A 26,263-nucleotide genomic window follows, 5' to 3' on the forward strand; every position below is an offset into this window, starting at 1 on the left:
GTGAAGCGATTCTTTTACATTTTAAGTTTTTGTATTCTACTATTACCGGGCGCGTTTGCCCAGGACAGTCTGCGCGTTGTTAATACCGATGACGACGGGGTTGTCCGCGACACTGTGTTGTTAAAATCATACGCAACGCGCTATAGCCCTCGTAAAGCTTTACTCTACGCGGCAATATTGCCAGGCTTAGGCCAGATCTACAACAAGAAATACTGGAAGCTTCCTTTGGTATATGGCGGGTTTATATCCATTGGTTATGGATTCAACTTCTATCAAAACCTAACCAAAGAGTATAAGTCGCAATTGTTTTACAATCTGAACCAGGCCCCAAACGACGAAAATTTCATCAATCCGGAAAGCAATGCGCCTACCCGAGCATTGCGTAGTGCGGTAGACCGAAGTCAACGCGAGCGTGATTTCATGGTCATTCTGATGGCCGGTATGTATCTCCTTCAAATCGTTGATGCTCACGTAGATGCCCACCTGAAGGAATTTGATCTCAATCCCAATCTAAAAGTATCCATCGAGCCCACCATGGAGCAAAATTCACTCATCGGACGTCAAACAGGCGTAGGCTTGTTTATCAGATTTTAATTGCCGACGTATCGGTATTTTTTGCATTTTTACGGGCTTTCTAAGTACCTATGAAAATAATACTCCTCGGCTACGGCAAAATGGGCAAGATCATCGAACGCATCGCCCTCGAGCGTGGCCACGAAATATCAGCAAAGATTGACTTGAACAACGCGCATGAATTTGCTACGGCACAAGGTGATGTCGCCATTGAGTTCTCTCATCCTGATGCTGCCTTTAATAACCTCGTCAACTGTATCAATAAAAATATTCCGGTAGTCTGCGGAACGACAGGCTGGCTTCATCGCAAGCATGAGCTCGAAAGTCTCTGCAAAGAGAAAAACGGCGCGTTTTTTTACGCTTCAAATTACAGCCTTGGCGTGAACATCTTCTTCAAGTTAAATGAATACTTAGCGAAGATGATGTCTAACTTGAAAGACTACGATGTGTCGATGGATGAAATTCATCACACCGAAAAGAAAGACGCACCGAGTGGTACGGCCATTACGCTTGCAGAAGGTGTGCTCAAACATTCTTCACAGAAAACGAAATGGGTGAACGAATCTTCCTCAAAGGCAGAAGATCTCGAAATCAAATCATTCCGCATTGCAGAAGTGCCGGGTACACACAGTGTGAAATATGCATCTGCAATCGACGATCTTGAAATCAGACACATTGCTCATTCACGTGAGGGATTTGCGAAAGGCGCTGTGATGGTTGCCGAATGGTTGAAAGACAAAAAGGGCATCTTCGGAATGGATGACTACTTAAAATTCTAAACCCCGAGAAACAAGATATTATGAACTGGAAGTTTTGGACGAAGAAAGAAGAAGATCACAAAAAGCCGAAGTCAAAAATACGCGAGTGGTGGGACGCAATTCTTTTTGCTGTTATCGCTGCAACGCTCATTCGTTGGCTTTTGCTTGAAGCCTATACCATTCCAACATCTTCAATGGAGAACTCACTTCTTGTGGGCGATTTCCTTTTTGTCAGCAAGTTTCACTACGGAACACGCACGACCAGTACACCGCTGCAAGTTCCCCTGACACATCAAAAGATTTGGGGAACGGAAATACCATCGTACGTAGAATGGATTAAACTTCCACAGTATAGATTGCCTGGATTCACTTCCGTAAAACGTGAAGATGTTGTCGTGTTCAACGTACCGACACTCGCAGAAAACAATATTAACGTTCCAGAAGCGAATTGGATTGAATATCCAGTCGATTTAAAGACGAACTACATCAAACGCTGTGTTGGCGTTCCTGGCGACTCCCTTAAAATTGTCGATCGACAAGTGTACGTAAATGGATCAGCGCTCGCCAATCCACCTGAGATGCAATTTCACTATCACGTGATGTCATCACAGCTGATCAATAAAATCAACTATGAGTCGATCGGATTTCAAGGCCACGAAATCGCGATCCAACAAAGCAATGAGGGATATCTTTACAATATCCAATACTCCCCTGCTGCGATTGAAGCGTTGAAAGCCAAAAAACTCCCTTACATTAAATCAATCGAGCTCGCGCCAGAACTGGGTGAAGGAACCGACTCACCGCGTTTTCCTTACTATAGAAATCCTTACGCGACAGCCAAGACATACAGCCATTGGACGCGGGATAACTTCGGTTCTCTATGGATTCCGAAAGAAGGCGTAACGATCCCTGTAAATGAAAACACATTGACACTCTACGGAAAAACAATCGTGTTGTTTGATCATAACGACGACGCTAAAATCGAAAACGGAAAGCTTTTCATTGATGGTAAAGAAGTAACATCTTATACTTTCAAACAAGATTATTACTTCATGATGGGAGACAATCGCCATAACTCACTCGACTCTCGATATTGGGGATTTGTGCCGGCCGATCACATCGTTGGAAAAGCATTTTTCATCTGGCTCTCCATCAACAGAGGCGAAGGCGGTGGAATCCGTTGGCGCCGGATTTTTGATATGATTCATTAGAAGTGTTCAAGTGTTCAAGTGTTCGAGTGTTTGAGTACGTAACAATTAAAAGAGTCGTGGATTATTCCGCGACTCTTTTGTTTTTAACAAGTTTGATCATTAGCCACGATAAAGCCTCTCGCCTACCACCTAACCTCTCCCAGTCCTTTACTTTTTAAGTAGTCGTTGGTTTTGCTAAAATGTTTACATCCGAAGAATCCTCTGTCGGCCGAGAATGGCGATGGGTGCGCCGACATCAGTACGAGATGTTTCTTCCGGTCAATCATCTCTCCTTTCTTCTGGGCGTACGCTCCCCAAAGCATGAACACTACGTGCTCTTTTTCGTCAGATATTTTTTTGATGACAGCGTCGGTAAATGTTTCCCACCCTTTATTTTGATGCGAGCCCGGTGTCGATGCGCGTACCGTAAGCGTTGCGTTTAACATGAGCACACCTTGTGTCGACCATCGACCGAGGTCACCAGAAGCTGGAATAGGCTGACGCAAATCGTTCTGGATCTCTTTAAAGATATTGAGCAGAGATGGCGGCATCCGCATTCCGTCGTGGACTGAAAAACAAAGTCCATTCGCTTGCCCGGGCCCATGATATGGATCTTGCCCGATAATCACGACCTTAACATTGTCGAAGTCGCAAGCATCAAAAGCGCGGAAGATCTCCTTTCCTGGAGGATAGACCGTTTGTGTCTGATACTCGTTTTTAACAAAATCGATGAGGTTTGTGAAATAAGGTTTATCAAATTCGGCTTCTAACCGATCCTTCCACGACGGGGCAATTTTTACATCCATTGTTCAAAGCTATAGGCACAGCGTTAATGCACAAAACCGGTAAAAAGAATCCCTCCAAAGAAAAATAAAGCAGCTGATATTCAATACTTTGATAAAGGGACAGCAACTGGGATGCGCCAAATCCAAAAAATTGATATTTTTGATGTACATGGTAACTGAAGTAACCAAAGGGATAAAAGTAACGGTCGAGACTGAATATCAGCCAGCCTATTCAAGTCCGTCGCAGTATCACTATGTTTTTACCTATCGGATCACCATCGAAAACCAGAGCGAGTATACCATTCAACTCCAACGTAGACACTGGCATATTTACGACGCCGGTTTTACACCGCGTGAGGTTGAGGGCGAAGGTGTTGTTGGCCAACAACCCGTTTTAGAGCCTGGTCAAACGCATCAATACGTGTCTGGATGTAATCTAAAATCAGGTCTCGGTAAAATGGTTGGCACCTATCTGATGGAACGCATTGTAGACGGTGTAAAGATGGAAATCAATATTCCAGAATTCACCATGATCGCCCCTGTGAGATTGAATTGATTCGATCTCTGCACAATATCATTAATCATTCACATCACCTTTCTGTATCTTAGAGAAATCGCCTTGGCGATTCATCATGCATTGACCCCCATGAGTAAAACGTTTCAAGCAAAATCATATTTTACCTATTGGCTTGACGCCGTCGATGAACATTCATTGCACTCTCCCTTCTTCTACGATTTCCAGCATAAAGTTGTCAAGCAAAAGAACACGATCGACAACACCGACATCGAAACCCTTCGGGCAAAATTGCTGCACGATGGACGCACGATTCATGTAGAAGATTTGGGTGCGGGATCACAATCTATGCAAGGGGCGACACGAAGCATTGGCGACATTGCAAAGTGGAGTCTAAGCACAGCGAAATTTTCAACGCTGTACCAACGTGTGATCGACCATTCCTTTGCGCGCAACATTGTAGAACTGGGAACGAGTCTGGGGATTAACACGCTGTATATGGCAAGCAATCGTGCCGTAAACGTTACGACGTTCGAAGGCGCGCCTGAAATTGCCAACATCGCCCTTGAAAACTTTCAGGCTTTACAAGCAAATAATATCGCAATAAAGGTGGGGAACATCGACAAAACGCTGCCAACCTTTCTAGAACAGTCTGGCAAAATCGACATTGCTTTTTTAGACGCCAATCACCGATACGAACCCACTATGCGGTATGTATCATGGCTGCTTGGAAAAGTACACAGCCAAAGCATTCTGATCTTGGACGACATTCATTACTCGGCAGAGATGGAGCGTGCCTGGAACGAATTAAAAAAACATGCGTTAGTTTACGGCAGTGCAGATCTTTACCGTTGTGGATTTTTGTTCTTCAATCCTTCATTGAACAAACAACACGTTGTATTGCAGTTTTAACCATTGAATAGGACTTGAATTAAACTTAATTTTGCTCTATCCATTTTATACCCATGAGTGAAACAACCAGTACTTCCCCGGAAGCACCAGCACCGAAGAAATCGAATACCAGCACGATCATCATTGTATTAATGTCGATCATCATCATCGTACAAGGCGTGTTCATCTACCTTGGAAAGACCGAAGAGCAGGCATTGATCGCCAAAAACACGTCAACACAAGAAGAGTTGGATGCCACCGTATTGCGAATGCAAGAGATCAAAACCGAACTCGAAGCGAAGATTATCGAGGTACAAAAGTTGGGTGGCAACGTCGCGGACTTAGAGAAGGCGAAAGCCGATATTGAAGCTCAGCTCGCGCGGCAGAAGAAAGCAACAGGAAAAGAAATTAAAGCACTCAAAGATAAAGTTGAGGGTTATGAAGAACTGCTGAAACTGAAGGACGAGGAAATAGACAAGCTGAAAAATGTTAACAAGCAGCTTTTGAGTGAGAACACTACATTGAAGACACAGAAGAATGAACTTGGTGATTCGATCAATCGTCTGAGCGAGACAAAAGAGAAGCTTGAGAATAAGGTGGCCATTGCATCACAACTGAAAGCAGAGAATGTCGCGGTTGTGGCCGTAAGTGAAAAAGGAAAAGAGCGCCCATCACCTTTCAAGAATCGTCAGGTTGGAAAGATCAAAGTCGAGTTTAACATTGCCGAGAATGAAGTGGCGCCCATTGAAGGAAAGAAAATCATGATCCGCGTGATTGATGAAAATGGTCAGGTAATATTCGACGTTGCACGTGGTTCGGGAACATTCATTTATGAGGGTAAAGAAGAATTCTACACGGCATCGCAGGAGATCTTGTTCGACAATACAAAACAGAAGTTGACCTACTTGTATGAAAAAGGTTCGGATTACGCGTCTGGAACGTATACCGTCGAAATCTACACAGACGGTTACAAGATGGGAACAGGCCAGTTTGTGGTGAAATAAGCTTGAAGCAGAAAGCCTAAAGCTGGCTGTCGCAAAATTGTCCTAATCGCCGAAATTGCTACAAAAACGTGGGTTCATGGACCAAAAACATTCGAAAAATCAATGAGCTTTCTGCTCTAGGCTTTTCGCTTTAATCTTTTTTATCTATTTTTGCACCCTCAAAAACAATTTTATCATGAAACAATACGAGACGGTATTCATTTTAAATCCCGTTTTGTCTGAAGATCAGGCAAAGGATGCTGTCGATAAGTTCGTGAAGGTTTTGAAGAAATCTAATGCAGATGTGATCAACATCGAGCAGTGGGGCTTGAAGAGAATGGCTTATCCCATTAACAAAAAGTCTACAGGTTTCTACAACCTTATCGAATTCAAAGCAGCTTCGACTGTTATCGACACCCTTGAAACTGAGTACAGACGGGATGAATCGATCATGCGCTTTATGACAACAGTGTTAGACAAGCACGCTGTAGTTTACAACGAACGCAGACGTAAAGGCGAATTCAAAAACAAAGAGAACAGGAAACCTGTTGCTAAAAAAGAGGAGGAGCGCTCAAGATGACATTAATGAACGAACCAATTAAGCGTGCAGAGATTAAACCTAAATACTGCCGCTTTAAGAAAAACGGAATCAAGTACATCGATTACAAAGATCCTGACTTCCTTTTAAAGTTTATAAACGAACAAGGTAAGATCCTTCCAAGAAGACTTACCGGCACCAGCCTGAAGTTCCAGAAGAAAGTAGCGCAAGCGGTAAAACGCGCACGCCACCTGGCAATCCTTCCTTACGTTGGTGATTCATTGAAGTAATCGTTTAACCTTTAACGACACACAACATGGAAGTAATATTGAAACAAGACGTAACCGGACTTGGCTATAAGAATGACATCGTGAAAGTTAAAGCGGGTTATGGTAACAACTACCTAATTCCAAATGGCTTCGCGCTTATCGCTAATGATTCCAATAAAAGATTAGTACAGGAGAACGTACGCCAAGCTGCTCACAAAGCGGCTAAGATTAAGCAGGATGCAGAAGCACTTGCTGCTAAGATCGGCGAGTTTGTTGTTGAAATTAAAACTAAAGCTGGCGAAAGCGGCAAGATCTTCGGAGCAGTTACTGCCCTTCAGATCGCCGACGTATTGAAAGCTAAAGGTTTTGATGTTGACCGCAAGAAAGTGATCCTTAAAGAGTCGCCAAAACAACTTGGCACTTACTCAGTGAATCTTGACCTCCACAAAGAAGTTAAGCACGAGATCAAAGTACAGGTTGTAGCTGAATAATTCAGACGCACGGAAATGAGAAGCCATCTGGGAAACTGGATGGCTTTTTTTTATTGTGATCTGGTGGCAACCCCGAGCCCAAACTTATCCTCTACCATGGACTTATACCCCAACAGTATCTGCGTAAAATTGCTCTCTAAAGCATTCGTTTGCGGAAAATAAAATTGATATCGCGAAGCTTTTATTCGCTAGAGTGGGTATTTTAGTTCAAGCCCCGGTGTTATCCGGAAACCGAAGCCTAACCTACATGCACGAAAGTCCGCTCTTAGACAATTACACACTCCCCGCCGCCAACACTATTTGGGATGAAATGATGAACCAACATGGTGTGAGAGATCCCTACAAAAGCATTGCAGACTTTCTGACGAGTATCCCGGCGGATGAGCTCACACGCAAAGAAGAACTTGCAAAGCGACTCTTCATGAGCCAAGGGATAACTTTTACAGTATACTCCAGTGGCGAAGGGATCGAAAAAATTTTTCCTTTCGATATCATTCCGCGGATCATCACAGCATCGGAGTGGGATTTCATCGACCGCGGAATTAAACAACGTTTACGCGCGCTCAATCTTTTTCTAAAAGATGTTTATCACCAACAATTCATTTTAAAAGACGGTGTGGTTCCGGTAGAACTCGTCTACTCCTGCCCTCACTACTTGCGCGAAATGAATGGTGTAAACGTGCCTCACGATATCTACGTGCATGTGGCCGGGATAGATTTGATTCGCGATCATGACGGAACGTTTTACGTATTGGAAGACAACCTGCGCACACCTTCTGGTGTATCGTACATGATCGAGAATAGAGAAATTACAAAAAGGATTTTCCCTGACCTCTTGCCGCAGAATCATGTTCGCCCGGTAACACAATACCCCAACATCCTCTACAAAAATCTCAAAGCACTGTCGCCGAGAAAGATTTCAAACCCGAATGTAGTATTGCTCACGCCAGGAATTTTCAACTCGGCATATTTTGAACACACCACATTGGCGAGGTTAATGGGTATCGAGCTTGTTGAGGGTCGCGACCTGGTTGTTGAAAACCATAAAGTGTACATGAAGACAACGGCTGGGCTACAGCAAGTTGATGTGATCTACCGACGTGTTGACGATCATTACCTCGACCCATTGGTTTTTGAACCCAGTAGTATGCTCGGTGTTTCGGGATTACTCGCAGCTTATCGAAAAGGCAATGTTGCCATCGTAAACTCCATCGGCAATGGCGTAGCCGACGATAAAGCCATTTACGTGTACGTACCTGACATGATTCGCTACTACCTCAACGAAGAACCAATTTTGAAGAATGTTCCGACCTATCAACTTGGCAAGCCTGAAGAACGTGAGCATGTTTTACAGAACATCAACACCATGGTCGTAAAAAAAACGAATGAATCTGGTGGTTATGGCATGCTGATGGGACACACGGCCAATGACGAAGAGATTGCAAAATATATTCAAGAGATCTTAAAAGACCCGCGTCAGTTTATCGCACAACCAGTTATCAATCTCTCTAGTGCACCGTGTTACATCAACGACAAGTTAGCGCCAAGGAGGGTTGACCTTCGTCCCTTCGCATTGTGTGGACCCGATGGTATAGAAATCGTTCCGGGGGGATTGACACGTGTTGCATTGAAGGAAGGGTCGCTCGTGGTCAATTCATCGCAAGGCGGAGGAAGTAAAGACACCTGGGTGCTCGCGCACTAGTATTGACCGATAACAAATAACAGATAACAGATAACTGACCACCAAATGCTAAGTCGTGTTGCTGACTCATTATACTGGATGTCGCGCTATGTTGAGCGTACGGATAGTATCTTGAGAATTTTAAAAATCAATCAACTTTCGTCGCAAGACGATCAAGAGAATTTCACATGGAGTCCTGTGCTAGAAATTTTCACTGAACTCGCGCCAGCAGAGATCACAAAAATCGAACGGAACAATAGGAAAGTTTTGCACTATATGGTGTTAGACCGAAATAATCCGAACTCGGTCTACAACATGGTAATGTTATCGCGCGAAAATGCGAAAGGCGTTCAAGACAACATTACGCGCGAATTATGGCAATGCCTGAATGAATTTTATCACGTAGTTCGAGATCCAAAGCTTGAAAAAAATCTTCAAACGGAAGACCCCGTTTCTGTGCTAGACACGTTGATCAGACAGTGCATGCTCTACTACGGCGTTAGCGACATTACGATGTTTCGTGGCGAAGGTTTATGCTTTATGAATCTTGGAAAATACCTGGAACGATGCATTCAATCCGCAGACATCTTGGATGTCAAATTTCGGGACCTCTCCTATGACCTGGACAAAACAACAGACACGACATATTGGAAGTACCTATTGATGTCGGTTTCAGGCTATGCGCTTTACTTAAAGAAATATCGCACGGGATTTGAAGCACGCAATGTTGTTGACCAAGTATTGTTCAATACAGATTTCCCGCGCTCTGTTCTGTATTCGATCAATCAACTTCATCGTTATTTTACCAGACTGAAGAGCGACCAAAACCAAGAAGGCTATTCGAAAGTAGACTTTATGATCGGGAAGCTGAAAAGTAAATTGCAGTACTCGGATGTTCATGCTGTTTCGCGTATTGGGTTGCACCATTATCTTACCGACATCACATCCGACATTTACGCTATCGGCAACACGCTCAACCAATATTATTTCGCTTACAGTTAATCGACCACCAGATGCCTAAGTTCAAAATTCGTCATGTCACACGCTATTTGTATGAAGACACCGTTCGCGATAGCGCCAACCAAGTGATGCTCTACCCTATTGAAGATGCGTACCAAGAACTCGTCGATCAGACACTGATCGTATCCGGCGACCCCATGATCGATAATCATGTGGATTATTTCGGAAACAAGGTAGGTACATTCACGCACGCACAACCTCACAAAGAACTCACGATCGACTCTCAGTTGATTGTATCTACGAAGACAAGGCCTACGCCGTCAGAGAATCATTCTATCGCAGAGCAATGGGAAGTCCTAAAAAAACTACCCTATCAAATCGAATTCATTGACGTTACAAGACAAGAACGTTTTAATGCCTTACCGGAGGTCGAAATGATTCTCGCGCCGGAACGCAGCTTAACCAAATCACCACAAGCGGTTGCCCAACATTTTAGCGAATACATTTATCACAACTTCGACTATCGCAAAGGGATAACCACCGTTGAAACGACGATCGATGAGATCTGGAAACTTAGGTCAGGCGTTTGTCAGGATTTTGCGCACATGCTACTGGCCATGCTTCGACTCATGAACATTCCAGCACGATATGTTAGCGGATATATTTGTCCGAATAAACCTGGAATGCGCGGTGAAGGTGCAACCCACGCGTGGGTAGAAGCATACATTCCTTTTTATGGCTGGCTAGGTTTTGACCCAACCAATAACTGCATTGCCAATGAAACACATGTACGCTTAGCGGTTGGCAAAAATTTCACAGACTGTTCTCCCGTAAAAGGCACCTATCGCGGCACTTCACACCACACGCTCGATGTAACCGTGACCGTTTCTTATGAAGATGGCAACACGCAAAGTGCCGATCACGAGATTACCTTGAAAGAAACAGCGGTCTCTAATACATCTCGGGAACAAAATTCATTTAGACGTTTTCAAGAAATGCAGATGCAGCAATAAGGTGTTGAGGTGTTGGAGTGTTGACGTGTTCAGGTTGAATGCATTGCTGTATTACCCTGAAAGGAAACAGCGGTCGCTAACGCATCGCGCGAAGAAATTCATTTAGACGTTTTCAAGAAATGCAGATGCAGCAGTAATGTGTTGAGGTGTGTTGGAGTGTTGACGTCAATGTCATTGACTTAAGTACGGAGACATAAAAAATGCCACCCCACCCCTTTCGTTCCCTAAAGGGTCAGCGCGCGAATCGAGTTCCCCTTCAGGGGCCAGGGGTGAAGACGAATCCATACCGAAGGAAGTGCTTAAGTCAACGACATTGGTGTTGGAGTGTTGATGTGTTCAGGTTGATTGCATGCTGTATTCGCAGCCAGAAACAAAAAAGGATCGTATCGCTACGACCCTCTTTTTTCTCATTTATTCCGTACAAGTTGATAAAGCTGAAAGTAGAAAGCTTAAAGCTATTTAACCTCCACTAACCAAAAGGTAATAACTAAAAGCTAACGACTAATAATGCCATCGCACAAACGCTTCCATCGCTTCATATTCTGCGAGGCCAAGCATATTGTAGGCTTCAGCTGTAGCGTGATTACGATCTTCTGCACGCATCCAGAATTCACGTTTGTCGCTTCCTGGGAACATCGCGCTGTCTTTTTGTGACTGGTGTTTAAATACCGCACGACGTTTACGCATCAGCTCCTCTGGAGAAAGCGGAACTGCCATTTCGATTTGATCGATATCCCACTCCTGCCATGCACCGCGATATAACCATACCCAGCAATCTTTCATGAACGGTTCGTTCTTCAAACGACGGCATGCCTCCATCACCGCTGCAAGACATACACGGTGTGTTCCGTGAGGATCTGACAGATCGCCGGCCGCATAGATTTGATGCGGTTGAATTTTCTTGATCAAGTCCATCGTGATCTGAATATCATCTTCTCCGAGAGGCTTCTTCTTCACGGCACCGGTTTCGTAAAACGGCATGTTCATGAAGTGCATTTGCTCATCTGGTATACCAACATAACGTCCGCCGGCTTTTGCTTCCCCACGACGTATGAGTCCTTTGATGGCCATCACTTCCGGGCTATCGTTTTGTCCAGGACCTTTCTTCTTAATTGAATCAACAACTTGTTTGTAGAATTTCTCACCATCGTCTTTGCTCAATCCGAATTGCGAATTGAAATCGCGAACGAAATCTGCAAAACGCACAGCGTCGTCGTCAAAAACGGCAATGTTTCCAGAAGTCTGGTAAGCGACATGCACTTCATGACCTTGATCAACGAGTCTGATGAAAGTACCGCCCATCGAGATAACGTCGTCATCGGGGTGCGGCGAAAAGATGATAACCTTTTTCGGGAAAGGCGTAGCGCGTTCAGGGCGATGTGTATCATCCGCATTCGGCTTCCCACCTGGCCATCCTGTGATTGTATGTTGAAGGAAATTAAAAACTTTAATGTTAACCTGATAAGCTGATCCGTATTCTGTAATGATATCGCCCATACCATGCTCCATGTAGTCATGGTTAGTCAATTTCAACACTGGCTTTTGGATGGTCTGACATAACCAAACAACCGCTTTGCGAATTAGCGTTTCGTTCCAGTCGATGCTGTCAAGTACCCATGGTGTTTTGATACGAACAAGTTCAGACGAAGCTGCCTCATCCAACACAACTAAACAGTTGTCGTGCTTTTGGAGGAACGACGACGGAATTTGATCCGTAATCGGACCTTCTACCGCTTTCTTAATTACGCGTGCTTTACCTTCACCCCACGCCATCATGATGGTGCGCTTCGCTTTGAGGATTGTACCAACCCCCATTGTGATGGCTTTACGCGGAACATTTTCTTCACCAAAGAAATCACTCGCTGCATCGATGCGCGTAACTTGATCGAGTGTTACGAGACGCGTAAAAGATTTTTCCGTAGAACCTGGTTCGTTAAAACCGATGTGTCCTGTTCTACCAATACCAAGAACTTGGATATCGATACCACCGAGGTCGTCAATTTTCTTCTCATAGTTACGGCAATATTCTGCGACTTGCTCTTTTGGCAATGTCCCATCCGGGATGTGAACATTTTGTTTTGGGATGTCGATGTGATTAAAGAGGTGTTCGTTCATAAAGCGCACGTAACTCTGCAGGGAGTCTGGCGGCATTGGAAAGTATTCATCGAGGTTAAAAGTGAATACGTTTTTAAAGGAAAGTCCCTCCTTTTTATGCATTCTAACGAGCTCAGCGTAAACCCTTGTCGGGGTTGATCCTGTTGCAAGGCCAAGCACAACATGCTTACCATCAGATGCGCGTTTTTTGATCAAATCGGCGATTTCTTTCGCCACAAATGCAGACGCATCTTCAGAGCCTTTAAAGATCTTGACAGGAATTTTTTCGAAAGCTGTAAGGTCGTTATTCATATTTTTGAGGTATTAGGATGATTGATTATCATAACAAAGTATCAGAAAAAGTGCGAAATTTTCAAGTGTTTGCGATAACATATTTATGACTGACTTTCGAACAATTGTTAGGTCGAAGCCTGAAAAGGCCACTTTCGGCCTCCATGACAAGATTTTCACCACAGGATCGTGTTTTGCCGAAGCGATTGGATCGCGACTTGCCGCATCGTGTGTGGACACACACAACAATGCGTTTGGAACGACCTATAATCCGCACTCTATTCATAAGAATTTGAGGCAAGCCATAGCCAACAAACTCCCTCCACCAACAAGCTACCTCGTGGCCCATGATATCCACCTGAATTTCGATTTTCATTCAACAATCTCTGCGATGGATAAAGTGACGCTTACCAACACCTTAACCGACACTATCGAACGTAGTCATCGCGCGATTAAAAATGCCCAATGGCTTTTGATCACCTACGGTACAGCGTGGGTCTACCGGCTGCGTGAAACTGGCGAGATTGTATCGAACTGTCACAAACAGCCTGGAGCCATGTTCGAAAAATCATTGCTGCCGCAAAAGGACTTTATAGAATCGTTCGATGAATGTTATCAAGCATTAAAAGCATGCAATCCATCGATTAAAATAATCGTTACCGTAAGTCCGGTAAGGCACATTAAAGATACCATCGAACTCAACGGCGTGAGTAAGGCGATATTGCGGCTAAGTTGCCACACCATTTGCGAGCAGTATCCAGATGTTTGGTATTTTCCGGCCTACGAAATCATGATGGACGACTTACGAGATTACCGCTTCTATGCGCAAGACATGCTTCATCCCACGCAAACAGCCGAGGATTACATCTGGGATAATTTTATAGCACGGTTTGCTGACAACAACTTCAAGCAGTTTTATCCTCAATGGCGCGCGGTGCAAATGGCATTAAAGCATCGCCCATTTCATCCGCAGTCGACCGGGCATCAAATTTTCATCAGAGATACTATCCGCAAGTTGGAAGAACTAAGCGCCTATATTAATGTTGATAAGGAAATTGACATGCTTACCTCTCAACTGATCAAATGAAAAGTTCGCCACGCTAATCACGCATTATGAAACATCAGCCGAACAGACTCATAAACGCAAGTTCACCTTATTTACTACAGCACGCACATAACCCGGTTGACTGGTATGAATGGGGTGAAGAAGCACTTGCCAAAGCACAGGCAGAGGATAAACCAATATTGGTGAGCATTGGATATTCATCGTGCCATTGGTGTCATGTGATGGAACGCGAATCCTTCGAGCAAGAAGCGATCGCGAAAGTGATGAACGATTATTTTGTGTGTATTAAAGTAGACCGAGAAGAGCGTCCAGATATCGATCAGATTTATATGGATGCAGTTCAAGCTTTAGGCGTGAATGGCGGATGGCCTCTCAATGTATTTCTCACACCTCAGCAAAAGCCGTTCTTCGGCGGAACCTACTTTGCACCGAGCTCATGGACGCAAGTACTCACCAACATTGACAAGGCTTTTAAGCTGAACCGACAACAAATCGAAGATACGAGTGAAGAATTACGACTTCATTTGCTCCGGTCGGAGGTTGAGCGTTTTGTTCAGAAACCCAATGATTCAGACTTGCTACAAGATCTCCATCAGTCGTACGAAAAATTAGAAAGCAATTTTGATTCGATATGGGGTGGCATGGATCGTGCGCCGAAATTCATCATGCCATCGGTGTGGTTATATCTACTGCGCTACTATTACCTGACGCTGAACAAGACCGCGTTGGATCATATTCTACTCACCTTAAAGCGCATTGGCATGGGTGGTATTTACGATCAAGCCGGTGGTGGTTTTGCAAGATATTCAGTAGACCAATATTGGTTTGCGCCGCACTTCGAAAAGATGCTCTATGACAATGCGCAGCTCGTCACACTCTATTCTGAAGCGTACCGACTAACACAAGACGAATCGTTTAAGACCATTGTTTATGAAACGTTAGCATGGCTTGACCGCGAGATGACCCACAGCAGTGGCGGCTTCTACTCGGCGCTCGATGCTGATAGCGAAGGCATCGAAGGCAAGTTTTATTGCTGGACGCAGCCTGAGTTCAACGAGGTACTGGGTGATGATGCCGCCCTTGTTGGTGACTATTACCGAATGATGGACGATGGCAATTGGGAACATGGAATGAACATTTTGATGCGCGAAAAGTCAGACGAAGTTTTTCTGATGAATCATCAACTTCAGCCAGAAGCATGGTCGAAAATTTTAGAAAAGGCAAAGAAGGCTATGATGGAGCGACGTGCTTCAAGAGTGCGCCCTGGGCTTGATGATAAAATAATCACCAGTTGGAATGCCATGATGATCTCGGGTTTGGTTCAAGCGCACAAGGCCTTTCGTGAGGAAGCGTTTCTAACAAAGGCCGTTGCAGCCATCCGATTCTTAGAGAACGAGCTGATTGATGGCGCTGTGATATTCCGCTCATTCAAAGACAAACGATCGAATGTGCATGCATTTCTGGATGACTATGCTTTCGTGATCCGCGCTTATATCGATCTCTATACTGTCACCTTTGATGCGTATTATCTGAAGCGCGCTGTATACTTTATGAATTACACGATCACACAGTTTTATGATACGAAGGATGGCTTTTTCTTTTACACAGCGGAGGTTTCACCGGCATTGATCGCCCGTAAGAAAGAAATTTTTGACAATGTGATTCCATCGTCGAACAGTGTGATGGCGCAAAATCTTCATCATCTGGGTATCTTGGCAGATCGCGACGACTGGAAGCATATAGCCGAAACGATGAGTGGATCTCTTGCGCATTTGGTTGTAGGTGAACCCAATTATATGAGCCACTGGGGAATCGTGCTGATGGAAGTACGAAATGGAATGTCTGAGGTGGCCGTTGTGGGCAAGGAATGTGCGGATACAGCCGCTCAGTTAAATGCTACCTACAATCCATTCATGCTTACGATGGGAATGGAAAAAGAAAGCGAGCTTCCGTTACTCGAAGGTAAAATTGCCCTCGACGACAAGACCACGATTTATGTTTGCTATAACAAATCCTGTAGGTTACCGGTACACCGGATCTCGGATGCATTGGACCAGATCATCTCGAAACATCCCGCGGCGCTTCGACATTGATAAAATTTAGTATTTTCGCCATGCATGAGTAATCCTGTTACCCCTCAGCCTACACCAGGCAAGTCCAAACCTGAGTCTTCCTCAGAAAAAGGCTTCTTACATAACTTCCCTCGCACCGCATATTATTTACGGCTAGCGAAGTACTTCATTCTCAGTTGTATCATTTTGACACTTCTTGAAATCGGCTATGCCTACTGGCTAATCAGCTCACGGTGGCATCTGTTTCTGGACCGTTCAGATATGACGCGTCTAACCAATGAGATCAACGCTTCCGCTGAACCTGTTAACGCTAAGTTCATGGAAGTATACACGAAACTTTTTCCCAACCACGTGCATACATCGCTGAGCCAACAGATATTTATCAACTATGGGCAACGCATCCTCCTGCGACATACAGACATCGACGATAAGCCACACTGCTTCTGCGACATGGTGTACGATATTCAGATTGTTCAGAACGACGAACTTGCTACCATCGAGTGGGATGGTCGCTTACAAGATCTTGAATATGGATTTGGTATCGAAAAATTCACCACGCCCGAAAAGTGTTTCAACTATGTGATGAACTATCGCATTGCAGAGTTAACCAATAAGATCAACGAAAGCGGACGATTCAAGCACCTGCAAAAGCCAATGGATGAGTATGGTGATGAAGATTTTATTGAGTTCATCATCATGTTTAAATCGAAACGAAAAATTACACGCTATAAAAACATTCATCTGTTCGAACGTGAAATGGAAGGTTACAAGCGTAAATTGGCACACGCGCGTGCTGCCGAAAGCGTTTCATAAAAATCGCTCGCACATTTCTTTCTTCGGTTTTATTTAGTTGATTGAGTCCTTTCTCTTTACAGGATGCAGACAGACGCATTTGGGCCTGAACTACCGTTAGAGCGTACCACACGCTTCGCCGAATTGCTCCTACCTGTCCCAATTCCAAAACTTTTCACCTATCGTGTGCCGCATATTCTTCAGGACAGCGTGCAGCAAGGACAACGCGCCATTGTTCAGTTCGGCGATAGGAAAATTATCACGGGTGTTATCATCAACATTCATGAAACGCCGCCGAAAGATTACGAAGCAAAATATATTTTAGAAGTACTCGATCATCAGCCTGTTGTTACGCCTGTACAGTTAAAGTTCTTTCAATGGATCGCCGACTACTATGCATGCACAACTGGTGAGGTCTTAAATGCGGCACTTCCTGCAGGATTAAAACTTTCGAGCGAGTCACGTGTTCAACTACATCCTGCTTTTAACTTAGACGAAAGTGACCAACCATTTTCTGAAAAAGAATTAATCGTACTCAAGCGTCTGTCACACGAGGCCCTCACCTATACCGAAATTTCAAAATTACTCGGTGTGAAACACCTCTACAGCATATTGAAATCGCTGGCAGGCAAAGAAGCCATTATTCTTTTCGAGGAAATAAAAGATAAGTTCAAGCCAAAAACTGAAAAGCGGATCCGGCTACAACCGGAGTATGCGATTGCGTCAGCGTTGGAAAAACTCTTTGAAACGCTAGCATCAAAACCGAAGCAAGAGGCCGTGCTACTCCGTTATTTGCAAGAGGTTCCTGTCCTTTCAGATAGCGCCCGAAACAGAAATGGGATAGCGAAGAAAGATCTCATCGATGAAGAGATCTCAGAATCGTCACTCGCCACGTTGATAAAAAATAAAATTTTAGAAGAATTTGAAATCGTTGTTTCCCGCTTTGCTGAGCTGGAAGCCGGTGAAGCGCCACCAATACATCTAAGCGCAGATCAGCAACACGCGCTCAACGCGACACTTCAGGCGTTCAGTACACACCAAAACAATTTGTTGCATGGTGTGACGGGGAGTGGAAAAACCGCGATATACATCAACTTGATCAAGCAAGCCTTAGAAGGAGGATCACAAGTATTGTATCTGCTGCCCGAGATCGCTCTTACAACGCAGATTGTTCATCGCCTTAAGAAAGTTTTTGGTGCAGCCATGGGCATCTACCACTCACGTTTTTCCGACAACGAGCGTGTCGAAGTTTGGAATGGTGTGTTGAGTGGAAAATTTAAATTTATTGTCGGGGTTCGCTCATCTATATTTCTTCCTTTTGACAATCTAGGCCTGATCATCATTGACGAAGAGCACGACGCATCTTACAAACAACAAGAGCCGGCGCCACGATACCACGCACGCGACGCTGCCATGATGATGGCACACTTTCAACATGCAAAGGTATTACTCGGATCGGCAACACCGTCTGTCGAGACATTCTATCACGCCCAAGAAGGACGCTACGGTTATGTTCGGTTAGATAAACGTTTTGGCGAAGCGCAACTGCCAGCAATGGTATTGGCCGACATGGGCATCGAACGAAAAAGTAAAACGATCAAAGGTGAGTTTTCGGGCCTTTTGCTTCGTAACATTGATGAAGCACTGAAGAAAAGCGAACAAGTTATCATCTTTCAGAATCGCCGCGGCTACTCCCCTGTTGTCAATTGTGAAGACTGTGGATGGGTACCAAAGTGCGTGAACTGTGCCGTGAGTCTTACTTATCATCAGTTTCGTCATGCGTTAGTTTGTCACTATTGCGGCTATAAAGAATCACTTCCTGAAAAATGTCCGACGTGTACTTCTCCCCGGCTAAAGACTGTCGGCTACGGTACCGAAAAAATTGAAGAAGAACTGTCGCTTCATTTTCCTGAGGCCAATGTTCAACGCATGGATCTTGATACGACACGTTCAAAGACGGGCTACGAATCAATTATCGACCAATTCGAAAAAGGAGAAACCAATATTCTGGTCGGCACACAAATGGTAACGAAGGGACTTGATTTCGATCACGTTAGTTTGGTAGGAATATTCAATGTCGACAGAATGATTCACTTTCCAGATTTTAGATCTTATGAGCGTGCATTTCAGTTAGTCACACAAGTAAGTGGGCGCGCAGGACGACGAGAGAAGCCGGGCACGGTTATTCTTCAAACCTCCGACACGGAGCATCCGCTGCTAAAGTTAATCATCGAACATAATTACACGGACTTCTATCGCATTGAATTAGCCGATCGCAAGCAACATGAATATCCACCATTTTCACGACTGATCGAAGTAACGCTGAAGCATACTGACAAAAAGATATGTAAAGCTGCCGCCGTACAACTTACCGATACACTAAAAAATTCACTTGGTGGTATTCGTGTGATGGGCCCGGGGGAACCGATGATCTCCAAGATCAGGAACCAGTTTCTGATGAGTATCCTGGTAAAAATTCCGCGCGGAAAAACAGATCTTCAGCAAACTAAAAACAGCATCCTTTCAAAAATTGGGTTCTTGGTGAAGGAGAAAGAATATCGGAGTGTGAGGGTGATTGTGGATGTTGATCCGGTTTAGTCTCTGGGAAAAGTTCGTTGATCGTTAATCGTTAAAAGTTAAAAGTTAATCGTGAAAGTCCTTCAAGAGGACATCATTGCGCGGCTGGCCCTTTAGTGCGTTGGCGTGCATATTCGTTAATCGTTAATCGTTAATCGTTAATCGTTAATCGTTAAAAGTTAAAAGTTAAAAGTTAAAAGTTAAAAGTTAAAAGTTAATCGTGAAAGTCCTTCATTGCGCGATTTTTTTTACAAAAAAAAAGCTGAAAATCATTCGTGACTTTCAGCTTCTCTACCTCAAGGTGAGGCTTATGTATTAATTCGATTTCTTGACAGAGCCGCCAGAGCTAGAGTTTGTCATTTGTTTGCTGGGGTTGCCATGGTAGCGAATGGTTCCACCACTGCTGGCTTGGGCATCGATGCTTTCTTTTGCATTAACCTTTAGCGATCCGCCGCTACTTGCTTCAGCTTCTACAGATTCCGCTTCGAGGTCATACGCATTTACTTGTCCGCCGCTGCTTGCATCCGCTTGAAGTTCCGTAGTGTGACCTTGTAAATCTATCTGTCCAGCACTCGAAGCACCCGCAGAGACTGTCGTCGCATCGACGGAGATTTCAATACTACCACCACTTGATGCATGAAGGTCCAAGTTTCTGGATTTGATGACTGCGTCAGCAAAGATGTTTCCGCCAGAGCTCGCTGAGAGTTTATCGATCGTGACATAAGTCACATATACCTTGACGCTAAGTTTAGCGCGCATACCATGCGTACCGTCTTTCATTTCCACCTTTAAATAGCTTCCTGAAATTTCGGTTATCACGTTCTCTGGTTTTGTACCCGTTACTTCCACCCTTGCACTTTCCTTGTCTCCCTTTTTAAGGTATACATCGATTCCCTCAGAGACCTTCACACCGGAAAAGGATCCTAGTGTACGGGTCTGTGTTTCTTGTGCCATAGCAGGCAAAGTCACCATTACCAGGAGGGCCACTAACCATAAGTTCTTCATAGTATTTTCTAATTTGACCTAAAGACAGCCTGCAAATATAAGGGTTGCATCGCGGGTTTAAGCCTACCAATTATTTTGTTGATGTACCAAAACATTGTATTTTACACATAAATTCATAGTCTATTTTTTAAAATTTGCACCTCTAACCAACGAGCTCTATGATTTTTGACAAAAAAGCCGAACTAAACGTACTGATCAATCTCGCTGCAAGCGATAAATCCGTTGCCGATCGTGAATCTAAACTCATCTATGCCATTGCTAAAGCAAATGGTATCAGCAAAGAAGAAGTTGAACAAATGATTAGCAATCCGAAGCCTATTGCTAACATCAATAGCTTAACGCAAGACGAAAAATTTGAACACCTCTATTACTTGATTCAACTCATGAAAATGGATGGCCAGGTTTTCCGTAGCGAGGTAGTTTTCTGTGAGCAAATCGCCAACAAACTTGGATACAAAAAAGGTGTTGTTGCTGAAATCAGCCAGCACGTGTATAGCGATCCTTCTATCACTGCTGATCGTGACATGATCAAAACAAAGGCGGATAAGTTCTTGAAGAATTAGTTTATCCCTTGCCGGATAAAAAAAGCCATCCTGATGATAAAATCCGGATGGCTTTTTTATGATGCTTACTTTAGTTTAATATCCATAAGCTTTCAACCACACCCTTACGACTGGATTCTGTGGATCGTTGGTATAAATTGTCAACGCTTTTTGCTGCGTCCCACTTCTATCGGCTGTGAATGTAAGTTTGATCGTAGTTGTCTCGCCCGGCTTTAGTGTTTCTTTCGCGGCATGCGCCGTAATACAATTACAATTCCCCTGCAACGATTTGATTTGAAGCTCGCGCTTTCCTACGTTGGAAACAGGAAGTTCACGCTCTGAGGTAGAACCTTGGTTGAATCTTCCAAAGTCTAACTCCGTTGCACCTACCCTAACTTGGGGAGCCTTAGAAAGTTCTTCCGGGGAAAGCGTTGAGAAGTCGTCTTCCAGCGTTGCATACACTGAAAATGATTTTACGGGACTCAGCTCATCGTCGGTATGCAGTTCAACATTATCAGATTGATATCCATACTTACCCTTGAGCTTTCCATTGTAGCTCACCTTGATATTTCCAATTCCACCCGCAGGAATCAATTTCGGTGTCATGTCTATTTTTATATAGGACGGTCCTACAACTTTCGTGAGCGTGATCGCCTTCATGCCAGCGTTAACAACTTGAAAATCACGCACGGTCCATTCGTCTTTATGAAAGACACGACCAAGCTTGAACGAGGTGTGCTTGAATTTCATATTGCCGAGCGCATGCGGAAATTCGTTGAGTGCTTCCGCTGCGCCAGATGCGTTCACGGTGCCTTTGATCTGCAGCACAATGGGTGTAGCATCGAAGTCAGTGGTTACGCTTAAAGTCTTTGTAAAATAGCCCGGTCGAGATTTTGGATCAAAAACCGCTTTCACGTAGCCAGTCTTTCCGATCGCGATTACATCCTTCGACCATGCCGGTGTGGTACATCCACACGAGGGTTGAACGTTCAAGATTCTAATGGCACGATCGCTCGTGTTGGTGAACACAAATTCATGCTCTACGGGGCCACCTTCTTCGGCTACGGTACCGAAATCAAAGGTCTCCTCACGAAACTGGATGGGTTTAGTGAGCTGCCCAAAAGTAGTGTTGGCAGCCAGCACGATGATGAAGAAAGATATCGCTCGAAACATTCTCTAAATTTTATGTTCAAAGGTAAAACTAAATTCAGTTCCGCTTTATTTTATTTTCTTTGCAAAACTATGGCCAGAATCTTAACCGGAATTCAGAGCAGTGGCCGCCCGCATTTAGGAAATCTTTTGGGCGCCATTATTCCTGCAATCGAACTATCCAAAAAAACGGGCAACGAATCATTTTTCTTTATTGCCGATCTACATTCTCTTACTACCATTAAGGATGCAGAGACCCGAACAGCAAACGTGAGGGCCGTGGCCGCAGCATGGTTGGCCTTTGGATTTGATATCGACAAAAACTTCCTGTATCGTCAGAGTCGCATTCCGGAAGTATGTGAGCTCACGTGGTATTTGAATTGCTTTACGCCTTACCCGATGCTGGCAAATGCACACTCATTTAAAGACAAATCAGAACGGCTATCGGATGTCAATGCGGGATTATTCACCTATCCGGTGCTCATGACTGCAGACATCATTTTGTACAATGCTGAGTTTGTCCCTGTAGGAAAAGACCAACGTCAGCATGTGGAGATGGCACGTGATATCGCCAGTGCTTTCAACAATCAATATGGCGACACGTTCGTAATCCCGGAAGCTCGAATCGCTGAGGAAGTGATGACCATCCCCGGAACAGATGGGCAAAAAATGAGCAAGTCCTATGGTAACATCATCGACATTTTTCTTCCCGATAAAGATCTGTTAAAGCAGATCAAATCGATCAAAACGGACAGCACGCCAATGGAGGAACCCAAAAATCCCGACACCGACAATGTGTTTGCGATTTACAGCCTGATGGCTACACCAGAACAAAAAGAAGCGCTTCGCGCCAAGTATTTGGCCGGCAACTTCGGCTATGGGCATGCTAAACAAGCATTGTTTGATCTTATTGTAGAGAAATACAAAGCAGAGCGTGAAGCATTTAATTTCTATATGAACAACCCGGCCGAGATTGACAAAAAGCTGGCGCAAGGTGAAGCGAAGGCAAGGGTTATTGCGCTCGAAGTATTGGGGCGCGTAAGGCAAAAGGTAGGGTTTTAAAGCGCGTTATCAACGGGATAAAAACATCGCCTAAATTAAAAAGAGCCCAATCTCAATAGTTGAGTTGGGCTCTCTCCTTTACAGGTGCAGAACACCCCGCAATCGAAATCTATTTCGCCGTCCATACCACTTCCTGCTTGTCCCTTCCAATGGTCAGAATAAGGCGGGGAGGATTAGCGGCAAGAATGAGTTTGGTGTCAGTATCCGGATATTTATCTGATTCAACATAGATACCTTTTCCGAGGTAGGCAATGGGCATCAACACGTCATTGTCAGGACAAAGTTCGTCATGAACATCTTGCAGCGCTTCTTCAACGTACTCGCCATACGTCACTTGAAACGCGTCTTCCATATCGTGAAGTTGCTCTTCTAGGTCGTCGTATTTTGGATTGTTGTAATCGATCTTATTAAGTTCTTCGCGCTTCGCGATAATAGCCTGAAGTGCTTTGTCGAGTGCCTGAATATCCATCTTGAAAATTTTTTCAAATATTCAATAAAACATCGAAATACAAAACAGAAATGGCCTCGATCCTGGTTTTTTGTTTGAAAAAACGGATATAAAATTTGGTCACACCCCCTACTTTCGTCGACCTCGGCCAATAAAAATTCTTGAAAATCGATAATACCGAATGTCCTTTGCATTGCTTCGATGTTACTAGCATGCGGATTAATTTTGGGCACTAAACTGTAATTGTATGACAGACTTCCTTCCCTTAAATGGTACAGACTATATTGAGCTTTATGTAGGTAACGCCAAACAATCGGCGCTGTTTTATCAGCATGTGATGGGATTCGAGTTGGTTGCCTATGCTGGCCCAGAGACCGGCATTCGCGATCGTGCTTCGTACGTGTTACAGCAACACAAAATTCGCATCGTTCTTACTACCGCGCTCAATACCGACTCTCCTATCGCGCAGCATGTCGCTAAGCATGGTGATGGCGTAAAAGTATTGGCGCTTTGGGTCGACGACGCCCGGAAGTCTTTCCTTGAAACTACATCGCGTGGCGCTGCTCCTGCCATTGAACCTCAGACACTAAAAGACGAACATGGAGAAGTGGTAGTCGCTTCCATCAAAACATACGGAGAAACGATTCACACTTTTGTTGAACGTAAAAACTACAACGGAGCTTTCCTTCCAGGATATCAACCACGCAAAAGCGCTGCACCTGTTACCCCGATCGGCCTGAAGCACATCGACCACTGCGTCGGCAATGTTGAACTGGGCAAGATGAATACTTGGGTTGAATTCTATGAGAAAGTAATGGGCTTTAAACTGCTCGTTACATTCGATGACAACGACATCTCAACGGAATACAGCGCATTGATGTCGAAGGTTGTATCAAATGGAAATGGATACATCAAGTTCCCGATCAATGAACCTGCCGCTGGCAAGAAGAAATCACAGATCGAAGAGTACCTTGATTTTTATAAAGGACCAGGAGTACAACACATTGCTATCGCGACCGATGATATTTTACACACCGTAGCCGAATTGCGTAAGCGTGGTATGGAGTTTCTTTATGTACCCGAGAACTATTACGAGGATGTAATGGATCGTGTAGGATCTATCAACGAGAATCTCGCAGAACTTCGAAGGCTAAACATTCTCATCGATCGAGACGAAGAGGGTTATTTACTTCAAATTTTCACGAAGCCCATTCAAGATAGACCGACGGTATTCTTTGAAATCATCGAACGCAATGGCGCAAAATCATTTGGCAAAGGGAACTTCAAGGCGTTGTTTGAGTCTATTGAACGAGAACAAGAACTAAGGGGAAATCTTTAACCTTCCCGCTTCATAGATTTCGTTCACATTCAAAGTGAATCAGTGTGCTGCCAAAGCGATCTATTCGAATAGAATACTTTTATACTTCTTTGGCTCACGCAACAGGACAGCTGCACCTCTACTTACGGCTGTAAGACCATCCTCGTCGAGATGAACGGGAAGCTTAATGCGTGCCTCGAGGCGTTCTTTGATGCCACGGATCAACGCGTTACCACCTGTAATATGAAGACCATTTTCATAAATATCGGCCGCTAGTTCCGGAGGACAAGTCTCAAGGGTTTGGATAATGCAATGTTCTATTGAGCTAAAAGATTTCTCGAGAATGAAAACGACTTCATTAAAATCAATTTTTCGGGTGACCGGAATTCCCTCAACAAGGTCCTTGCCTCTCACCATCATTGGCGCCGGTTTGTCTGCGATTTCTGTTGTCACAGCGCCGACGTTGATCTTCACCTGTTCAGCCGTTTTCAAACCAATCGCCATATTATAATTGCGACGGAAGTGGTCTTGAATGGCTTCGTCGAAAGTATCGCCGGCGATCTTGGTAGATTGGAAAGCCGCTACACCGGATAAAGAGATCACCACGATCTCCGTAATGCCACCACCAATATCGATCACCATCTTGCCTTGCGGCTCTCTGATGTCCAGACCAATGCCCAATGCAGCTGCGAGGGGTTCGTAAAAGAGCGAGGTACGTCGGGCATTAAACTGATCAACAGCATCACGAAGCGCCCTACGCTCTACTTCGGTTGTGTGATACGGTACACTTGACAAAATATTATCATATCCAGAAAAGAACGACGGATTACGGTCAGCTTGTTTGATTAGTTCGCGGATCATGCGCGTTGCCGAATCGTAGTCTGCAATCACGCCGCCGCGCAATGGTTTGACCGGGCGAAGTTCCTCATGATTTTTTTCCAACATGCGGTATGCTTGGTCGCCTACAGCTTTCACCGTTTGGCCCTTGTTGTCGAATACAATGCATGATGGCTGACATAACTTCACGCCGTCCTGGTCACTTACCAACGTGTTGGTGTTACCGAGGTCGATTGCAAAACTTTTATTTCTGAAGACATTAAATTTCATGGACGTATCTTTTATTCAACTACACGATATCAAAAAATATGAGGAGGGATTTCTCGCGCGCAAATATCGTAAGAACTACTGCCCCATCAAGTGT

Annotated in this window: 25 protein-coding genes; 19 read left to right on the forward strand and 6 right to left on the reverse strand. The window is 44.4% G+C overall.

Annotation, left to right across the window (positions count from 1 at the left end):
* Genes DQQ10_RS18455 through lepB form a run of 3 tightly spaced genes read left to right on the forward strand, consistent with a single transcriptional unit; the run spans position 1 to position 2,542 of the window.
* The gene (locus tag DQQ10_RS18455; protein ID WP_112748371.1) at positions 1-594 is read left to right on the forward strand and encodes a DUF5683 domain-containing protein; all 594 of its coding nucleotides are present in this window, start codon (positions 1-3) and stop codon (positions 592-594) included.
* Positions 595-644: 50 nt separating this feature from the next.
* Positions 645-1,352 (forward strand): 4-hydroxy-tetrahydrodipicolinate reductase, encoded by a 708-nt coding sequence (dapB, locus tag DQQ10_RS18460; protein WP_112748372.1) that lies wholly within the window; start codon positions 645-647, stop codon positions 1,350-1,352.
* 20 nt (positions 1,353-1,372) lie between these two features.
* Positions 1,373-2,542 (forward strand): signal peptidase I, encoded by a 1,170-nt coding sequence (gene lepB / locus DQQ10_RS18465; RefSeq protein ID WP_112748373.1) that lies wholly within the window; start codon positions 1,373-1,375, stop codon positions 2,540-2,542.
* A 122-nt stretch (positions 2,543-2,664) separates the two neighbouring features.
* On the opposite strand, the gene ung is transcribed toward lepB, so the two are convergent.
* Positions 2,665-3,327: a uracil-DNA glycosylase gene (gene ung / locus DQQ10_RS18470; RefSeq protein WP_112748374.1), complete on the reverse strand. Its 663-nt coding sequence runs from the start codon at positions 3,325-3,327 to the stop codon at positions 2,665-2,667.
* 148 nt (positions 3,328-3,475) lie between these two features.
* On the opposite strand from ung, the gene apaG reads away from it, so the two are divergent.
* From apaG to DQQ10_RS18515, 9 genes are all read left to right on the forward strand, one after another.
* The gene (gene apaG, locus DQQ10_RS18475) at positions 3,476-3,862 is read left to right on the forward strand and encodes a Co2+/Mg2+ efflux protein ApaG (RefSeq protein WP_112748375.1); all 387 of its coding nucleotides are present in this window, start codon (positions 3,476-3,478) and stop codon (positions 3,860-3,862) included.
* A gap of 90 nt (positions 3,863-3,952) precedes the next feature.
* Positions 3,953-4,732 carry an O-methyltransferase gene (locus tag DQQ10_RS18480; protein WP_112748376.1) on the forward strand — a complete coding sequence of 260 codons (780 nt, stop codon included), beginning with the start codon at positions 3,953-3,955 and terminating at the stop codon, positions 4,730-4,732.
* 53 nt (positions 4,733-4,785) lie between these two features.
* Complete coding sequence (locus DQQ10_RS18485; protein ID WP_112748377.1) at positions 4,786-5,715, forward strand: chromosome segregation protein SMC; 930 nt, start codon at positions 4,786-4,788, stop codon at positions 5,713-5,715.
* A 175-nt stretch (positions 5,716-5,890) separates the two neighbouring features.
* Complete coding sequence (gene rpsF, locus DQQ10_RS18490; RefSeq protein ID WP_112748378.1) at positions 5,891-6,274, forward strand: 30S ribosomal protein S6; 384 nt, start codon at positions 5,891-5,893, stop codon at positions 6,272-6,274.
* A complete protein-coding gene (gene rpsR / locus DQQ10_RS18495; RefSeq protein WP_112748379.1) occupies positions 6,271-6,522 on the forward strand; it encodes a 30S ribosomal protein S18 in 252 nt (83 codons plus the stop codon). The genes rpsF and rpsR overlap by 4 nt, the downstream gene beginning before the upstream one ends.
* Before the next feature lie 26 nt (positions 6,523-6,548).
* On the forward strand, positions 6,549-6,992 hold the full coding sequence (rplI, locus tag DQQ10_RS18500) for a 50S ribosomal protein L9 (RefSeq protein WP_112748380.1): 444 nt from the start codon (positions 6,549-6,551) through the stop codon (positions 6,990-6,992).
* 247 nt (positions 6,993-7,239) lie between these two features.
* A complete protein-coding gene (locus DQQ10_RS18505; protein WP_112748381.1) occupies positions 7,240-8,694 on the forward strand; it encodes a circularly permuted type 2 ATP-grasp protein in 1,455 nt (484 codons plus the stop codon).
* A 45-nt stretch (positions 8,695-8,739) separates the two neighbouring features.
* Positions 8,740-9,675, forward strand: coding sequence for an alpha-E domain-containing protein (locus DQQ10_RS18510; RefSeq protein ID WP_112748382.1), 936 nt, complete (start codon positions 8,740-8,742; stop codon positions 9,673-9,675).
* An 11-nt stretch (positions 9,676-9,686) separates the two neighbouring features.
* On the forward strand, positions 9,687-10,646 hold the full coding sequence (locus DQQ10_RS18515) for a transglutaminase family protein (RefSeq protein WP_112748383.1): 960 nt from the start codon (positions 9,687-9,689) through the stop codon (positions 10,644-10,646).
* Between the two features lie 501 nt (positions 10,647-11,147).
* Here the strand turns inward: DQQ10_RS18515 and nagB are convergent.
* On the reverse strand, positions 11,148-13,052 hold the full coding sequence (gene nagB / locus DQQ10_RS18520) for a glucosamine-6-phosphate deaminase (RefSeq protein ID WP_112748384.1): 1,905 nt from the start codon (positions 13,050-13,052) through the stop codon (positions 11,148-11,150).
* Positions 13,053-13,137: 85 nt separating this feature from the next.
* Between nagB and DQQ10_RS18525 the strand changes: the two genes are divergently transcribed.
* From DQQ10_RS18525 to priA, 4 genes are all read left to right on the forward strand, one after another.
* Positions 13,138-14,118, forward strand: coding sequence for a GSCFA domain-containing protein (locus DQQ10_RS18525; RefSeq protein WP_112748385.1), 981 nt, complete (start codon positions 13,138-13,140; stop codon positions 14,116-14,118).
* Between the two features lie 26 nt (positions 14,119-14,144).
* Complete coding sequence (locus tag DQQ10_RS18530) at positions 14,145-16,190, forward strand: thioredoxin domain-containing protein (RefSeq protein WP_112748386.1); 2,046 nt, start codon at positions 14,145-14,147, stop codon at positions 16,188-16,190.
* Positions 16,191-16,214: 24 nt separating this feature from the next.
* Positions 16,215-16,982 (forward strand): hypothetical protein, encoded by a 768-nt coding sequence (locus DQQ10_RS18535; protein ID WP_112748387.1) that lies wholly within the window; start codon positions 16,215-16,217, stop codon positions 16,980-16,982.
* 63 nt (positions 16,983-17,045) lie between these two features.
* On the forward strand, positions 17,046-19,559 hold the full coding sequence (gene priA / locus DQQ10_RS18540; protein ID WP_112748388.1) for a replication restart helicase PriA: 2,514 nt from the start codon (positions 17,046-17,048) through the stop codon (positions 19,557-19,559).
* Positions 19,560-19,853: 294 nt separating this feature from the next.
* Here priA and DQQ10_RS18545 read toward each other — a convergent pair whose 3' ends face one another.
* Complete coding sequence (locus DQQ10_RS18545) at positions 19,854-20,543, reverse strand: head GIN domain-containing protein (protein ID WP_112748389.1); 690 nt, start codon at positions 20,541-20,543, stop codon at positions 19,854-19,856.
* A 158-nt stretch (positions 20,544-20,701) separates the two neighbouring features.
* On the opposite strand from DQQ10_RS18545, the gene DQQ10_RS18550 reads away from it, so the two are divergent.
* Positions 20,702-21,106, forward strand: a complete 405-nt coding sequence (locus DQQ10_RS18550; protein ID WP_112748390.1) for a TerB family tellurite resistance protein — start codon at positions 20,702-20,704, stop codon at positions 21,104-21,106.
* Positions 21,107-21,181: 75 nt separating this feature from the next.
* On the opposite strand, the gene DQQ10_RS18555 is transcribed toward DQQ10_RS18550, so the two are convergent.
* Entirely contained in the window at positions 21,182-22,258 is a 1,077-nt protein-coding gene (locus DQQ10_RS18555) for a DUF1573 domain-containing protein (protein WP_112748391.1), read from the reverse strand.
* Positions 22,259-22,327: 69 nt separating this feature from the next.
* Here DQQ10_RS18555 and trpS point away from each other — a divergent pair, with 69 nt between their 5' ends.
* Positions 22,328-23,296 (forward strand): tryptophan--tRNA ligase, encoded by a 969-nt coding sequence (gene trpS / locus DQQ10_RS18560; RefSeq protein WP_112748392.1) that lies wholly within the window; start codon positions 22,328-22,330, stop codon positions 23,294-23,296.
* Positions 23,297-23,405: 109 nt separating this feature from the next.
* Here trpS and DQQ10_RS18565 read toward each other — a convergent pair whose 3' ends face one another.
* Positions 23,406-23,765 carry a hypothetical protein gene (locus DQQ10_RS18565; protein ID WP_112748393.1) on the reverse strand — a complete coding sequence of 120 codons (360 nt, stop codon included), beginning with the start codon at positions 23,763-23,765 and terminating at the stop codon, positions 23,406-23,408.
* Between the two features lie 226 nt (positions 23,766-23,991).
* Between DQQ10_RS18565 and hppD the strand changes: the two genes are divergently transcribed.
* Entirely contained in the window at positions 23,992-25,083 is a 1,092-nt protein-coding gene (gene hppD, locus DQQ10_RS18570; protein ID WP_112748394.1) for a 4-hydroxyphenylpyruvate dioxygenase, read from the forward strand.
* Positions 25,084-25,143: 60 nt separating this feature from the next.
* Here hppD and mreB read toward each other — a convergent pair whose 3' ends face one another.
* Entirely contained in the window at positions 25,144-26,169 is a 1,026-nt protein-coding gene (mreB, locus tag DQQ10_RS18575; protein WP_112748395.1) for a rod shape-determining protein, read from the reverse strand.
* Between the last annotated feature and the right edge of the window lie 94 nt (positions 26,170-26,263).

Source organism: Pseudochryseolinea flava, assembly GCF_003286915.1.
Classification (GTDB): Bacteria; Bacteroidota; Bacteroidia; order Cytophagales; family Cyclobacteriaceae; genus Ohtaekwangia; species Ohtaekwangia flava.

Excerpts from the sequence above, each read along its gene's own strand:
- priA (WP_112748388.1), top strand. The coding sequence starts at position 17,046 with ATGCAGACAGACGCATTTGGGCCTGAACTACCGTTAGAGCGTACCACA.
- nagB (WP_112748384.1), bottom strand. The coding sequence starts at position 13,052 with ATGAATAACGACCTTACAGCTTTCGAAAAAATTCCTGTCAAGATCTTT.
- DQQ10_RS18485 (WP_112748377.1), top strand. The coding sequence starts at position 4,786 with ATGAGTGAAACAACCAGTACTTCCCCGGAAGCACCAGCACCGAAGAAA.
- apaG (WP_112748375.1), top strand. The coding sequence starts at position 3,476 with ATGGTAACTGAAGTAACCAAAGGGATAAAAGTAACGGTCGAGACTGAA.
- DQQ10_RS18510 (WP_112748382.1), top strand. The coding sequence starts at position 8,740 with ATGCTAAGTCGTGTTGCTGACTCATTATACTGGATGTCGCGCTATGTT.
- DQQ10_RS18530 (WP_112748386.1), top strand. The coding sequence starts at position 14,145 with ATGAAACATCAGCCGAACAGACTCATAAACGCAAGTTCACCTTATTTA.
- DQQ10_RS18525 (WP_112748385.1), top strand. The coding sequence starts at position 13,138 with ATGACTGACTTTCGAACAATTGTTAGGTCGAAGCCTGAAAAGGCCACT.
- hppD (WP_112748394.1), top strand. The coding sequence starts at position 23,992 with ATGACAGACTTCCTTCCCTTAAATGGTACAGACTATATTGAGCTTTAT.
- dapB (WP_112748372.1), top strand. The coding sequence starts at position 645 with ATGAAAATAATACTCCTCGGCTACGGCAAAATGGGCAAGATCATCGAA.
- rplI (WP_112748380.1), top strand. The coding sequence starts at position 6,549 with ATGGAAGTAATATTGAAACAAGACGTAACCGGACTTGGCTATAAGAAT.
- DQQ10_RS18545 (WP_112748389.1), bottom strand. The coding sequence starts at position 20,543 with ATGAAGAACTTATGGTTAGTGGCCCTCCTGGTAATGGTGACTTTGCCT.
- DQQ10_RS18550 (WP_112748390.1), top strand. The coding sequence starts at position 20,702 with ATGATTTTTGACAAAAAAGCCGAACTAAACGTACTGATCAATCTCGCT.
- ung (WP_112748374.1), bottom strand. The coding sequence starts at position 3,327 with ATGGATGTAAAAATTGCCCCGTCGTGGAAGGATCGGTTAGAAGCCGAA.
- mreB (WP_112748395.1), bottom strand. The coding sequence starts at position 26,169 with ATGAAATTTAATGTCTTCAGAAATAAAAGTTTTGCAATCGACCTCGGT.
- rpsR (WP_112748379.1), top strand. The coding sequence starts at position 6,271 with ATGACATTAATGAACGAACCAATTAAGCGTGCAGAGATTAAACCTAAA.
- lepB (WP_112748373.1), top strand. The coding sequence starts at position 1,373 with ATGAACTGGAAGTTTTGGACGAAGAAAGAAGAAGATCACAAAAAGCCG.
- DQQ10_RS18565 (WP_112748393.1), bottom strand. The coding sequence starts at position 23,765 with ATGGATATTCAGGCACTCGACAAAGCACTTCAGGCTATTATCGCGAAG.
- DQQ10_RS18535 (WP_112748387.1), top strand. The coding sequence starts at position 16,215 with ATGAGTAATCCTGTTACCCCTCAGCCTACACCAGGCAAGTCCAAACCT.
- DQQ10_RS18515 (WP_112748383.1), top strand. The coding sequence starts at position 9,687 with ATGCCTAAGTTCAAAATTCGTCATGTCACACGCTATTTGTATGAAGAC.
- DQQ10_RS18480 (WP_112748376.1), top strand. The coding sequence starts at position 3,953 with ATGAGTAAAACGTTTCAAGCAAAATCATATTTTACCTATTGGCTTGAC.
- DQQ10_RS18555 (WP_112748391.1), bottom strand. The coding sequence starts at position 22,258 with ATGTTTCGAGCGATATCTTTCTTCATCATCGTGCTGGCTGCCAACACT.
- rpsF (WP_112748378.1), top strand. The coding sequence starts at position 5,891 with ATGAAACAATACGAGACGGTATTCATTTTAAATCCCGTTTTGTCTGAA.
- trpS (WP_112748392.1), top strand. The coding sequence starts at position 22,328 with ATGGCCAGAATCTTAACCGGAATTCAGAGCAGTGGCCGCCCGCATTTA.
- DQQ10_RS18505 (WP_112748381.1), top strand. The coding sequence starts at position 7,240 with ATGCACGAAAGTCCGCTCTTAGACAATTACACACTCCCCGCCGCCAAC.